Raw genomic sequence first — 13,113 nt, 5'->3', positions numbered from 1 at the left:
GGCATGGATCTCGGACTCGGCGGACGCGTGTACCTGCTCACCGGCGCCACCCGCGGCCTCGGCAGGGCGGCGGCGGAGTGCCTGGTGGCCGACGGCGCCCGGGTCGTCGTGGCCGGCCGCGACGCCGCCGCCGCGGACAGCGCCGCCGCCGCGCTGGGCGGCCCGGAGCACGCCCGCGGCCTGGCCGCCGACCTCGGTGACCCGCGCACCCCGGACCGGCTGCTGGAGGCCGCGGTGACCGCCTTCGGCCGGGTGGACGGCGCGCTGATCTCCGTCGGCGGGCCGGCGCCCGGCGCCGCCGACACCGTGGACGACCAGGCCTGGCGGGCGGCGTTCGACACCGTCTTCCTCGGCGCCGTCCGCTGCGCCCGCACCGTCGCCGCGCGGCTGGACCGCGGCGGCGCGGTCGGCCTGGTGCTGTCCAGCGCGGCGCGCAGCCCGGTGCCGGGCCTGGGCGTCTCCAACGGGCTGCGGCCCGGCCTGGCCGGCGTCGCCAAGGAGTTCGCCGACACGTACGGCCCGCGGGGCGTGCGGGTGTTCAGCCTGCTCCCGCACCGGATCCTCACCGACCGCAACCGGGAGCTGTTCGCGGCGACCAGCGACGCGGCGCGGGCGCAGGCCGAGGCGGAGGCGGCGATCCCGCTGGGCCGGCTGGGCGAGCCCGCGGAGTTCGGCCGGGTGGCCGCGTTCCTGCTGTCCCCCGCGGCGAGCTACCTGACCGGCCTGGCGGTACCGGTCGACGGGGGCGCCGCGCGCGCCTGGTGAACGGCGCGCGGCGCCGGGTCGGCGCGCCGGTCGGAGGCGCCCCTCACCCGGCGGGCGCCGGGCCCGCACCGGGGTCGGCGAACTGCGTGCGGTACAGGTTCGCGTACGGGCCGCCCGCGGCCAGCAGTGCCGCGTGGGTGCCGCGCTGGACGATCCGGCCCCCGTCCAGGACCAGGATCTCGTCGGCGTCGCGGACCGTGGACAGCCGGTGCGCGATCACCAGTGCGGTCCGGCCGGCCAGGGCGGTCTGGAGGGCGGCGGCGACCGCGGCCTCGGACTCGGAGTCCAGGTGCGCGGTCGCCTCGTCCAGGACGACGATCGACGGTGCCTTGAGCAGCAGGCGGGCGATGGCGATCCGCTGCTTCTCGCCGCCGGAGAAGCGGTACCCGCGCTCGCCGACGACGGTGTCCAGGCCGTCGGGCAGCGCCCGCACCACGTCGGCGACCTGCGCCGCCGCCAGGGCCGCCCACAGCTCCGCGTCGGTGGCGGCGGGGCGCGCGTAGCGCAGGTTGTCGGCGAGCGACTCGTGGAACAGGTGCGCCTCCTGGGCGACCACGCCGATCGTGTCGCGCAGCGAGGCGGCGGTGGCGTCGCGGACGTCGACCCCGCCGACCCGGATCGCGCCCGCGGTGACGTCGTAGATCCGGTTCAGCAGCAGGGAGGCGGTGGACTTGCCCGCCCCGGACGGCCCCACCAGGGCCACGAGCCGCCCCGGCTCGACGGTGAAGCTGACGCCCCGCAGGACGGGCGCGGACCCGCCCCGGTCCAGCGCCGCGACGCCCTCCAGGGAGGCCAGCGAGACGTCCTTCGCCGAGGGGTACGTGAAGTGCACGTCGGCGAACTCGACCCGGCCGGCGCCGGCCGGGACCGGCACCGCGTCCGGCCGGTCCACGATGGCCGGGGCGAGGTCGAGCACCTCGAAGACCCGGTCGAAGGACACCAGGGCGCTCATCACGTCGACGCGCACGTTGGACAGCGCGGTCAGCGGCCCGTACAGCCGGGTCAGCAGCAGCGCGAGCGTGACCACCGTCCCGGCGCTGACCGCGCCCTGCACCGCCAGCCAGCCGCCCACGCCGTAGGTGAGCGCCTGGGCCAGCGCCGCCACGAGCATCATCGCGACGAAGAAGACCCGCGAGTACATGGCCTGCCGGATGCCGATGTCGCGGACCCGGCGGGCGCGCGCCGCGAACCGCCGCGCCTCGACCTCGGGCCGGCCGAACAGCTTGACCAGCAGGGCGCCGCTGACCCCGAACCGCTCGGTCATCGTCGCGTTCATCTGCGCGTCCAGGGCGAAGGACTCCCGGGTCATCTCGGCGAGCCGGCGGCCCACCCGCCGCGCGGGCAGGATGAACACCGGCAGCAGGACCAGCGAGAGCGCCGTGATCTGCCAGGAGAGCGTGAACATCACCGCGGCGGTCAGCACGAGCTGGATGACGTTGCTGACCACACCGGACAGCGTGGTGGTGAAGGCCCGCTGCGCGCCGAGGACGTCGCCGTTGAGCCGGCTGACCAGCGCCCCGGTCTGGGTCCGGGCGAAGAACTGCAGCGGCAGCCGCTGCACGTGGTCGTAGACCTGCGTGCGCAGGTGCAGGATGATGCCCTCGCCGATCCGCGACGAGTACCACCGCTGCACCAGCGACAGCCCCGCGTCGGCGACGGCCAGGCCGGCGATGACCACCGCGATCCGCACGATCGTGCCGGCGGCGTCCGCGCCGCCGGCGGTGATGACGTTGACGACCCGGCCGGCCAGGACCGGCGTGGCGACGCCGATCGCGGCGGAGATCACGACGGCGGTGAGGAAGACGGCGATCTCCCCGCGGTACGGCCGCGCGAACGCCAGGATCCGCCGGCCGGTACCGCGGCTGAGCTGGTGGTCGCCCAGCTCGGCCTCCCGGCCCAGCGCGCGCAGCATCCCCCAGCCGCCCGTGCCCATCGCGCCGCTCATCGCACCCTCTCCCACCCGGCGGACCGACCGGCCCGCCCGCGGGGCGGGCGTTCAGTCGCCGCGACCGGCCAGCCGGAACAGCCGCCGGGTCTGCGCCTCGCGCTCGGCCCGTAGCTGCGCCTCGGGGTCCCGGACGGTGGCCCCGGCCACGAGCGCCTTGATCTCGGCGGCGGCGTCCCGGTCGGCGGCCAGGACGGCGGCGACGAGATCATCGGTCGCGGCTTCGAGCGTATCCGGTGGCACGACGAGGGTGGCCAGGCCGAGCCGGGCCGCCTCCGCGGCGTCGACGTGGCGGCCGGTGAGGCAGAGTTCGGCGGCCCGGCCGTGGCCGACGAGGTCGACGAGGGGCCGGATGCCGCCGAGGTCGGGGACGAGCCCGTGGGTGACCTCGCTCATCGCCAGCACGGCGTCGGCGGCCAGGATCCGCAGGTCGCACTGGAGGGCGAGCTGGAAGCCGGCGCCCACGGCGGGGCCGCGGACGGCGGCGATGCTGACGAGGTCGGGCCGGCGGAGCCAGGAGAAGGCCTGCTGGAACTCGGCGATCCGCTCCGCGCAGGCCGCCGGGCCGCCGGCGGTCAGCTCCGCCAGCAGGCCCGTCGGACCGTCGAGTCGGCGCAGGTCCAGACCGGAGCTGAAGGCCCGGCCGGCCCCGCGCACCACCACCACCCGGACGTCCCCCGCGAGATCGCGGGCCACCTCACGCAGCCGCGCCCACATCCCGGTGGTCTGTGCGTTGAGCACCTCGGGCCGGTCCAGGGTGACCGTGGCGACCGGACCGTCGACCCGCAGCGCAACGCCGTCGTGCGTCATGCCGTGCAGCGTACCGGCGGCTCAGGCTTTCTTGCGGCGCCGCGCACCGCCACGCTGGCGTAGCTGCACGCCGGACTCGCTGAGCACCCGGTGGACGAAGCCGTACGACCGGCCGGTCGACGCGGCCAGCGCCCGGATGCTCTCACCGGAGGTGTACCGCTTGACGAGGTCCTTGGAGAGCGACTGCCGCTCGGCCCCGATGATCCGACGACCCTTCTCCGTGGTGCTGGCTGTGGCGGTGGCTGCCATGTGGAATCCTCACGTCCGAGACTGTGGGTGTGATGCTGTGCCCTGGACTTGCGGTGGCGCGGCGCCCGGCGACCCGTCGGCGTGGCGAGAGATGCCGGCAGCGGTCCCCATGGGGGCAGGGGCGGGCGCGGGTGCACGGTCAGGCGCGGTGCATGGTGATGACCCACCCATTAGACCGTCTTGGACGATCATGCGCCAGCCAAGGAATGTTCGCCAACCGACACGCACGGGTCTGTCAATTACCCGACGATTGTCTGGCCAATTTGCAAAATCAAAGTTATATAGGCGCACTCCTACGCCAACTCGACGAGCTCCAGCAGATCGTCGCTCCACGCGTCCTCGTCGCCGTCGGGCAACAGGATCGCGCGGTCCGGGCGGAGCGCGGCGACGGCGCCCGGGTCGTGACTCACGAGGACGATCGCACCCGGATAACGAGAGATCGCCGCCAATACCTGCTCCCGGCTGACCGGGTCGAGATTGTTCGTCGGCTCGTCAAGGAGAATGACGTTCGCACCCGAGCAGACGAGTGTCGCCAGGGCCAGTCGCGTCTTCTCCCCGCCGGAGAGGACGCCGGCCGGCTTGTGCACGTCGTCGCCCGAGAACAGGAACGCGCCGAGGATCGTGCGCAGGTCGGCGTCGGCCTGGTCGCTGGCCGCGCTGCGCATGTTCTCCAGGACCGTGCGGTCCAGGTCGAGCTGGTCGTGCTCCTGGGCGAAGTACCCCATCCGCAGCCCGTGCCCGGCCCGCACCTCGCCGGTGTCCGAGGGCAGCAGTCCGCACAGGATCCGCAGCAGGGTCGTCTTGCCCGCGCCGTTGAGGCCGAGGATGGCCACCCGGGAGCCGCGGTCCACGGCCATGTCCACGTCGGTGAAGACCTCCAGCGAGCCGTACGACTTGGACAGCGCGTGCGCGGTCAGCGGCGTCTTGCCGCACGGCGCGGGCTGGGGGAAGCGCACCTTCGCCGTCCGGTCGTCGACGTGGGCGGCCTCCAGGCCGGACAGCAGCTTCTCCGCCCGCTTGGCCATGTTCTGGGCGGCGACCGTCTTGGTGGCCTTGGCCCGCATCTTGTCCGCCTGCGCCATCAGCGCGCCGGCCTTCTTCTCGGCGTTGGCGCGCTCCCGGCGGCGGCGACGCTCGTCGGTCTCCCGCTGCGCCAGGTAGGCGGTCCAGCCGAGGCTGTACATGTCGACGACGGACCGGTTGGCGTCCAGGTACCAGACCTTGTTCACCACGGCCTCCAGCAGCCCGCCGTCGTGGCTGATGACGATCAGGCCGCCCTTGTGGCCGGCCAGGAAGCCGCGCAGCCAGGTGATCGAGTCGGCGTCGAGGTGGTTGGTGGGCTCGTCGAGCAGCAGCGTGCCGCCGCCGTCGTCGGCGGACTCGCGGAACAGGATCCGGGCCAGCTCGACGCGGCGGCGCTGGCCGCCCGACAGGGTGCCGATCGCCTGCGCCAGGACGCGGTCGGGCAGGCCCAGGTTCGCGCAGATGCGGGCGGCCTCGGCCTCGGCGCCGTACCCGCCGAGCGCCGCGAACCGGTCCTCCAGCGCACCGTACCGGCGCACCCGCTGGTCGGTCGGGTCCTCGGCGAGCTGCGCCTCGACGGCCGTCATCTCGCCCAGCAGCGCGTCCAGCCCGCGGGCGGACAGCACCCGGTCCCGGGCGGTGACGTCGAGGTCCCCGGTGCGCGGGTCCTGCGGCAGGTAGCCGACCGACCCGCGGCAGTTGATCTGGCCGGCGTAGGGCAGGGTCTCGCCGGCGAGCGCCTTCATCGTGGTGGTCTTCCCGGCGCCGTTGCGCCCCACCAGGCCGATCCGGTCGCCGGGCTGCACCCGCAGGGTGGTCTCGGACAGCAGGATGCGGGCGCCCGCGCGCAGCTCAAGGCCCGTTGCGGTGATCATGGTGGTCGCGCTCACTCTCGGCGGGGCCGGCCGGCGCGGCCGGGCCGCGGCATCGGTCGGCGCGCTGGTCGGCGGTACGAGCAGGTGGGGTGGTGCGGGCAGCCCGGATGGTGCTGGCAGGCTGGGGGCGACACCGGTCACGCCGGTCGGGTCCCCGACGGTGATCGTACCGGCCCGGCGGCGCGGCCATGGGTTGGCGGCCGGCGAAGCGGGTACCGGTGGGACGCGGGAACGGCGCAGGGACAGGGGCTCGTCATGGAGTTGAACGACAAGGCACAGATCGACACGAGTCAGGTGGACGACCTGCGGGGCTCCTCCGGCGGCGGGGGCGGCCTGGGCGGCGGCGGACTCGGCGGCCTGCCGCTGCCCACCGGGCGGGGCGGCTGGCTGGGCCTGATCGTCGCGGTGCTCGCCACGGTGATCGGCGGCGGCACCTTCGGGTACCAGGCGCTGACCGAGGACGGGGCGCCCGCCGACCAGCAGGCGCTCGCCGCGCGCTGCGCGCAGGCCGACAAGCTGCGCAAACTGGACTGCCGCAACACGCTGTACGTCAACTCGGTCCAGGACTACTGGCGCGACGCGCTGCCGCAGCGCCTCGGCAAGCCGTACCAGCCCGCCAAGACCAACTTCTTCTCCGGCGCGGTCCGCACCGGCTGCGGCAACGCGGATGCCGGCGTGGGGCCGTTCTACTGCCCGGCCGACCGCAACGTGTACATCGACCTGACCTTCTACCGGACGCTCGCCGACCAGCTCGGGGCGCCCGGGGAGTTCGCCCAGCCGTACGTGATCGCCCACGAGTACGGCCACCACGTGCAGACGCTGCTCGGGACCGAGGCGCAGATGCGCCGGGCGCAGCAGCGCGACCCGGGCAACGCCAACCGGTACTCGGTCAAGCTGGAGCTCCAGGCGGACTGCTACGCGGGCGCCTGGGCGCACCACGCCACCGGCACGGACGACCAGCGGGGCGTCCCGCTGTTCTCGAAGATCACCGACGCGGACATCCAGGAGGGCCTGGACACGGCGGCGCGCATCGGCGACGACGCCATCCAGCAGAAGATGGGCGGCCGGGTCAACGAGTCGGCGTTCACCCACGGCTCCTCGGCGGACCGGCAGCGCTGGTTCCGCACCGGCTACGACACCGGCGACCCGACCCGCTGCGACACCTTCGCCGCGGCCTAGAGGACGGCGGTCAGCGCGGTCCGGGCTCGCGGACGAGGACACGCAGCGCCCGGGCGGCCGCCAGCGTGGACTCCAGCACCGCGTGCCGCGGCTCCGGCACCTCGTACAGCCGCGCCGCGCGCAGCGGCGCCAGCGGCGCCAGGCGGCGGTCCGCCATGACGGCCTCGACGAACTGGCGGTCGCCGCCGCACACGACGGCGGCCAGCCGGCCGACCTCGGGCAGCAGCAGGCGGGCGACGATGTCGGCGCCGGCCTGGGCGGCGGCCCGGGCCTGGTTCTCCCGGCGCCGGGCGAAGCGCTGCTGGGACCAGCCCCCGGCGGCGGTCCGGCCCTGCACGTAGCGGGTGTCGACCTTCGTGCGGGTCAGCGTGTCGCCGTCGGCCACGGCCACGGCCACGGCGCCGCGGCGGGCGAGCACGAGGCCGAGCGCCCGGGGCGCGGCCGCCGCCGCGGCGACGCGGTCCACGACCGAGCCCGCGGCGGCGCCGGGCGGGCCGGGCGCCGGGGCCCCCGGGGGCAGGTGGATCTCGGCCTCGGCGCCGTCGGGGGCCACCAGGCGCGCGCCGTACGGCTCGGCGTGCACCGTGGGCGCGCCGTGGCGCGCGTCGAAGCCCGCCACCCAGCGCGCCAGCCGCGCCTGCGGTACCTCGATCCAGCGGCCGCCCCCGGCGGCGGGTCTGCCCTGCACCGCCCCAACCTACCGGCGCCGGCCGCGGCCGGCGCCCCGCGACGGGCGCCGTCGCACGCGGCGGTGCCCGCTCCCCCACGTGCGGAGAGCGGGCACCGGACACCCACGGCGGGCGTCAGCCCACGTTCACCGGGTTCTGGCCGCCGAGCGCCCTGATGGCGGCGAGGATCTCGGTGCGGTGCGCGCTGAGCTGGGCGTAGTGGCCCGGCTCGTTGGGGCGGGCGCAGCCGTTGCCCCAGCTCGTCATGCCGACCAGCACCCACTCCTGCGGCTTGGCATTCATGCGGCCGGTCTTCGACGCCACCAGCGGCCCGCCGGAGTCGCCCTGGCAGGTGTCGATGCCACCCTTGGCCAGGTCACCGGCACAGATCTCGACGCTCGGCGCCATGCTGCACGTCTTGTCGGTGTCGGGTACCAGCGGCACGTCCACGTAGAGCAGCCTGGCGGAGCTGGCGCCGCCCTCGCTGGTGGCGCCCCAGCCGGCGGCGCGGAACGTCGGCGCGGTGTCGAACTTGTCGTCGGCCGGGAACACCGGGAACGCCGCGGGGGTGTACGGCGAGTCCAGCTTCAGGACCGCCCAGTCACCCTTCTCGGGGCCGCCACCGACCTTGTAGTTCTTGCCGGCGCGCTTCTCGCCCTGGCTCCAGTTGGTTTTGCCCAGGTACGCGGTGAAGGGGCGGCCCGGACGGTCGAAGCAGTGCTGGGCGCTGATCACGATGTCCGGGGAGACGAGGGTGCCGCCGCAGCCGACGCTCAGCTTGACGGCCCACGGGAACTGGCCCTCGGCGGCCGGCTTGCCGCCGACGATGCGCGGGGTACCGGCGGGCGCGGCCTGGGCGGCCAGGGGCGCGAGGCCCAGGGTGAGGGTCGCGGCGAGGGCGGCGAGAGAGGTGGTTCGCCAGTTCATGCGGACTCCTAGTGCAGGCAGAAGAACCGATGTCGTCACGGGGACATCGATACGTGGAGAACAGTAGATGTGAGCCGCGCCACAAAATCAAGTCCTACCCGGACCGGCCAGCGGGCGGCCGGCCCCGCGCGATGTCGTACGGGCGGGCCGGGCGACCATCCCCCGGTCGCCCAACCCGCCCGTACGAGCTGTCGACAACGGCGCTGTGCTGGGACATCACGCCCCCCGGCGTACCGCCACGGTGACGTCAGCCACATCCATCCATCGACTTCCATCGAAGAATAGGGTGATCCACGCCACTGCGCCAGAGAGTCCGCTGGGAAGTTGGTAACGGTCCGGTGACGGACTGAACTGCCGCCCGCCGCCGGAGCAGGCGGTCAACGGAGCATCCACAGGCCGAGTGCCGCGACGACCGCGGCCGACACCAGCCCGGAGGCGAGCCGGCCGCGCGGACCCGCCAACGCCCGCCCGACGAGGGCGCCGCCGGCCGCCAGCAGTAGCTGCCAACTGGCCGAGGCCAGCGCCGCCCCGGCGACGAACGCGCCCCCTGCCGCGCCGCCGGTCGCCGCCGCGTCCCGCCCGAGGACCAGGGCGGCGAAGTACACGACGGTGGCCGGGTTGAGTGCCGTCAGCGCCAGGACCGCCAGGTAGGCGCGCAGCGGCGTGTCGAGCCCGGCGCGGGTGTCCGGCGCCGACGGGGCGGCGGCGTGCGCGCGGTGGTCCCGCCACGCCGCGTGGGCGGTCCGGGCGGCGAGGGCCAGCAGGACCGCGGCGGCGAGGACCCGGGTGGTCCCGGCCGCCGGGGCGACCCACGCCGCCAGGGCGGCGCCGCCGAGCACCGCCGCCGCCGCGTACCCGGCGTCCGCGGTGGCGGCGCCCAGCGCCGCGCCGACGCCGACCCGCAGCGAGACGCGCGCGCTCAGCCCGATGACGAGTACCGCGATGGCCCCGACGGGCACCGCGACGCCGTAGCCGGCGACGACGCCCGCCCAGAACCCGCTCCACACCCGGCCCAGTGTGCCGGCGCGGTACGCGGGGCGACACGGATTTCCGGCCGGCGCCCCGGGCGGGGCCGGTACCCGGACGCACCGGTGCCCCGCACCTCGCGGGAGGTACGGGGCACCGGGTCGCGCGGTGTGGCGGTCAGCCCATGTTGACCGGGGCCTGGCCGCCGAGCTCCTTGATCGCGTTCAGGATCTCGGTGCGGTGTGCGGTGAGCTGGGCGTAGTGGCCGGGCTCGTTGGGACGGGCGCAGCCCCGACCCCAGCTCGTCATGCCGACCAGCACCCACTCCTCGGGCTTGGCGTTCATGTCGCCGGTCTTCGACGCCACCAGCGGCCCGCCGGAGTCGCCCTGGCAGGTGTCGATGCCACCCTTGGCCAGGTCACCGGCACAGATCTCGACCTTGGGCGCCTTGCTGCACGCCTTGTCGGTGTCCGCCACCAGCGGCACGTCCACGTAGAGCAGGGTCTTCGAGGACGGGCCGCCCTCGCGGATCGCGCCCCAGCCGGCCGCCCGGAACATCTTGGCGGCGTCGAACGAATCGTCGGACGGGAAGACCGGGTAGGCGGCCGGGGTGTAGGCCGAGTCGAGCTTCAGGACGGCCCAGTCGCCCTTCTCGGGGCCGCCGCCGACCTTGTACTTGCTGCCGGCGCGCTTCTCGCCCTGGGCCCAGTCGATCTTGCCCATGTAGGCGGTGAAGGCCTTGCCCGGCTTGGAGAAGCAGTGCTGGGCGCTGATCACGATGTCGGGCGAGACGATCGTCCCGCCGCAGCCGACACTCAGCTTGACGGCCCACGGGAACTGGCCCTCGGCCGCCGGCTTGCCGCCGACGATGCGGGTCTGGCCGGACGGGGTCGCCTCGGGCGCCTCGCCGGCGTGGGCCACCATCGGGACGGCGGACGCGGTCAGGGCGACGGCAAGGGCGGCGAAAAGGGTGGATCGCCTCATGTGATCTCCTCGAAGAGAGGCCCGTGTCGGACTGGGCCGGAAGCCGGGGGGGTTGTCGGCTCCGGTGCTGGCGGCAGCGGCAGCACCGCCGTTGGTGGGCAGCACCGGCCGACAGTGCCGTCAGCGACGACGCGGGTATCGATAAATCGAGACTAGTAGATGTGACCGCGGCCACAAATGCAAGTCCTGGCGCCGAAATGGTCGAGGGCGCCACGAAATGCCGCACCCACCGCGGCAGGGCCCACGCCGCCCCAACCGCTCCGCCCGCGCACGACACCGGCCGCGGACGGAGTCGTCCGCGGCCGGTGTCGGTGTGGCGGCGCCGCGGTGACTCAGACGTTGAAGCCGAGCGCCCGTAGCTGGTCGCGGCCCTCGTCGGTGATCTTGTCGGGGCCCCACGGCGGCAGCCACACCCAGTTGATCCGCACGTCCTGCACCAGTCCCCCGCCGGGGCCGGCCGTCAGGGCCTGGCGGGTCTGGTCCTCGATCACGTCGGTGAGCGGGCACGCGGCGGAGGTCAGGGTCATGTCGAGCGTGGCGACGTGGTCGTCGTCGACGTGCACGCCGTAGAGCAGGCCGAGGTCGACGACGTTGATGCCCAGCTCGGGGTCCACGACGTCCTTCATCGCCTCCTCGACCTCGGCCGGCTCGGCCTTCGCCCGGTCGGGCCGGACGGCGGCGTCGGCGGGTGCGGCGGCGGCATCGGCCGCTGGTGCGACGTCGGCGGCGGGTGCGATGTCGGCCGCCGCAGTCCCCGCGTCGGACGCGGGGAGGGTGCCGCCGGCCGGGGTGTCGGGGGGCGTGGTGCCCGCGGGCGGTGCCGCCGGCGGCGTGGCGGCCGGGGTCGGTACCGCCTCCGCGGAGGAGCCCGGCGGCGCCTCGGCGGGGCGCAGGTAGGCCGCGGAGCCCGTGCGCTCGGCGGTCGTCGGGGACTCGCTCATCAGGTCGCCTTCCCTTCCTCGGTCAGCATCGGGGTGGACTCCGCGGCCGCGCGCACCGCGGCGTCCTTGAAGGCCATCCAGGACAGCAGCGCGCACTTGACCCGCGCCGGGTACCGCGCCACGCCCGCGAACGCCACGGCGTCGCCGAGGACGTCCTCGTCCGGCTCCACCCGCCCGCGGCCGGACATCAGCGCCACGAACGCCTCGTGGACGGCGAACGCCTCGGGCACCGCCCGGCCGGCGCACAGTTCGTGCAGGATGCTCGCCGAGGCCTGGCTGATCGAGCAGCCCTGCCCGTCGTACGAGACGTCGGCGACCCGGCCGCCGTCGAGCGCCACCCGCAGCGTGATCTCGTCGCCGCAGGTCGGGTTGACGTGGTGGACCTGCGCGCCGTACGGCTCGCGCAGGCCCTTGCCCTGCGGGTGCTTGTAGTGGTCCAGGATGATCTCCTGGTACAGCGTGTCGAGCTGCATCAGCCGAACACCTTCCGCACCTGTCCGAGTCCGCGGACCAACGCGTCGACCTCCTCGTTGGTCGAGTACAGGTGGAACGACGCCCGGGTCATCGCCGGCACGCCGAAGCGCAGCATCAGCGGCCGCGCGCAGTGGTGCCCGACCCGCACCTGGACGCCGAGCGAGTCGAGCACCTGGCCCACGTCGTGCGGGTGGATGCCGTCCAGGGAGAACGCCAGCGTGCCGCCGCGCCCCACCGCCATCGCCGGCCCGTACAGCCGCAGCCCGGGGACGGTGGCCAGCGCGTCGAGCGCGTAGACGGTCAGCTCCTTCTCGTGCCAGGACACCGCCTCCATCCCCACGCCGGTCAGGTAGTCGACCGCCGCGGCGAGGCCGACGGCCTCGGTGATCGGCGGGGTGCCGGCCTCGAACCGGGCCGGCGGCGCGGCGAAGGTCGTCCGCTCCATCGTCACCGACTCGATCATGGAGCCGCCGCCCAGGAACGGCGGCATCGCCGCGAGCAGCTCGCCCCGGCCCCACAGCACGCCGATGCCCGTCGGGCCGCACATCTTGTGCCCGGTGAACGCGAGGAAGTCCGCGTTCAGGTCGGCCAGGTCGGTCGGCCGGTGCGGGACCGCCTGCGAGGCGTCCAGCAGGACCAGCGCCCCGACCTCGCGGGCGCGGGCGGTGATCGCCGACGTCGGGTTGACCGTGCCCAGGACGTTGGAGACGGCGGTGTACGCGACGATCTTCGTGCGCGGGTTGACCAGGTCGTCCAGGTCGTCCAGCTTCAGCCGGCCGGCGTCGGTGACGCCGAACCAGCGCAGGGTGGCGCCGGTCCGCTCGCACAGTAGCTGCCAGGGGACGATGTTCGAGTGGTGCTCCATCTCGGAGACCACCACCTCGTCGCCGGGGCCGAGCCGGAACCGGGGGTCGGTGTCCGGGCCGGCGTTGGCGAACGCGTACGCCACCGTGTTGATCGCCTCGGTGGCGTTCTTGGTGAAGATCACCTCGTCCGGGTCCGCCGCGCCGATGAACGCGGCGACCTTGGCCCGCGCGCCCTCGTACGCGTCGGTCGCCTCGGTGCCCAGGGTGTGTACGGAGCGGGCGACGTTGGCGTTGTGCCGCTCCAGGTGCTCCCGCATCGCGTCGATGACGACGCGGGGCTTCTGCGCGGTGTTCGCGCTGTCCAGGTAGACCATCGGGTGACCGTTGATCTCGCGGGACAGGATCGGGAAGTCGGCGCGCAGGGTGTACGGGTCCAGGCGGGGCATCTCCTCGTACTGCGGCATACCCTGCGGGATCTGGATGGCGGTCATCGTGGCCCCT

13 protein-coding genes are annotated in these 13,113 nt (G+C 74.6%); 2 read left to right on the top strand and 11 right to left on the bottom strand.

From position 1 onward, the window contains the following. The first annotated feature begins 3 nt into the window (after positions 1–3). Entirely contained in the window at positions 4–765 is a 762-nt protein-coding gene (locus IEY75_RS07855; protein WP_189113557.1) for an SDR family oxidoreductase, read from the top strand. 43 nt (positions 766–808) lie between these two features. On the opposite strand, the gene IEY75_RS07850 is transcribed toward IEY75_RS07855, so the two are convergent. The 4 genes from IEY75_RS07850 to IEY75_RS07835 all read right to left on the bottom strand — a co-directional run bounded on the left by IEY75_RS07850 (position 809) and on the right by IEY75_RS07835 (position 5,667). Continuing rightward, positions 809–2,710, bottom strand: coding sequence for an ABC transporter ATP-binding protein (locus tag IEY75_RS07850; RefSeq protein ID WP_189113556.1), 1,902 nt, complete (start codon positions 2,708–2,710; stop codon positions 809–811). Positions 2,711–2,761: 51 nt separating this feature from the next. Continuing rightward, on the bottom strand, positions 2,762–3,520 hold the full coding sequence (locus tag IEY75_RS07845) for an enoyl-CoA hydratase/isomerase family protein (protein WP_189113555.1): 759 nt from the start codon (positions 3,518–3,520) through the stop codon (positions 2,762–2,764). 21 nt (positions 3,521–3,541) lie between these two features. Continuing rightward, positions 3,542–3,769: a helix-turn-helix domain-containing protein gene (locus tag IEY75_RS07840; protein WP_189113554.1), complete on the bottom strand. Its 228-nt coding sequence runs from the start codon at positions 3,767–3,769 to the stop codon at positions 3,542–3,544. A 293-nt stretch (positions 3,770–4,062) separates the two neighbouring features. Next, positions 4,063–5,667, bottom strand: a complete 1,605-nt coding sequence (locus tag IEY75_RS07835; RefSeq protein WP_189113553.1) for an ABC-F family ATP-binding cassette domain-containing protein — start codon at positions 5,665–5,667, stop codon at positions 4,063–4,065. A 255-nt stretch (positions 5,668–5,922) separates the two neighbouring features. Here IEY75_RS07835 and ypfJ point away from each other — a divergent pair, with 255 nt between their 5' ends. Continuing rightward, positions 5,923–6,846, top strand: coding sequence for a KPN_02809 family neutral zinc metallopeptidase (gene ypfJ / locus IEY75_RS07830; RefSeq protein WP_189113552.1), 924 nt, complete (start codon positions 5,923–5,925; stop codon positions 6,844–6,846). A gap of 10 nt (positions 6,847–6,856) precedes the next feature. On the opposite strand, the gene IEY75_RS07825 is transcribed toward ypfJ, so the two are convergent. The 7 genes from IEY75_RS07825 to IEY75_RS07795 all read right to left on the bottom strand — a co-directional run bounded on the left by IEY75_RS07825 (position 6,857) and on the right by IEY75_RS07795 (position 13,103). Continuing rightward, entirely contained in the window at positions 6,857–7,534 is a 678-nt protein-coding gene (locus IEY75_RS07825; protein ID WP_189113551.1) for an acVLRF1 family peptidyl-tRNA hydrolase, read from the bottom strand. A 115-nt stretch (positions 7,535–7,649) separates the two neighbouring features. Beyond that, the gene (locus IEY75_RS07820) at positions 7,650–8,441 is read right to left on the bottom strand and encodes a serine protease (RefSeq protein WP_189113550.1); all 792 of its coding nucleotides are present in this window, start codon (positions 8,439–8,441) and stop codon (positions 7,650–7,652) included. 377 nt (positions 8,442–8,818) lie between these two features. Continuing rightward, positions 8,819–9,448, bottom strand: a complete 630-nt coding sequence (locus IEY75_RS07815) for a LysE family transporter (protein WP_189113549.1) — start codon at positions 9,446–9,448, stop codon at positions 8,819–8,821. 136 nt (positions 9,449–9,584) lie between these two features. Then, positions 9,585–10,391: a serine protease gene (locus tag IEY75_RS07810; protein WP_189113548.1), complete on the bottom strand. Its 807-nt coding sequence runs from the start codon at positions 10,389–10,391 to the stop codon at positions 9,585–9,587. Between the two features lie 332 nt (positions 10,392–10,723). Beyond that, a complete protein-coding gene (locus IEY75_RS07805) occupies positions 10,724–11,128 on the bottom strand; it encodes a metal-sulfur cluster assembly factor (protein ID WP_229789455.1) in 405 nt (134 codons plus the stop codon). 203 nt (positions 11,129–11,331) lie between these two features. Beyond that, positions 11,332–11,805, bottom strand: a complete 474-nt coding sequence (gene sufU / locus IEY75_RS07800; RefSeq protein WP_189113546.1) for a Fe-S cluster assembly sulfur transfer protein SufU — start codon at positions 11,803–11,805, stop codon at positions 11,332–11,334. Then, positions 11,805–13,103: a cysteine desulfurase gene (locus IEY75_RS07795; protein WP_189113545.1), complete on the bottom strand. Its 1,299-nt coding sequence runs from the start codon at positions 13,101–13,103 to the stop codon at positions 11,805–11,807. Before IEY75_RS07795 ends, sufU begins: the two co-directional genes overlap by 1 nt. Positions 13,104–13,113: the final 10 nt, after the last annotated feature.

The organism is Pilimelia terevasa, from assembly GCF_014647915.1.
Taxonomy (GTDB): Bacteria; Actinomycetota; Actinomycetes; order Mycobacteriales; family Micromonosporaceae; genus Pilimelia; species Pilimelia terevasa.
The sequence above is the reverse complement of the archived record's forward strand: the minus strand, read 5'-3'. Positions and strand labels throughout refer to the sequence as shown.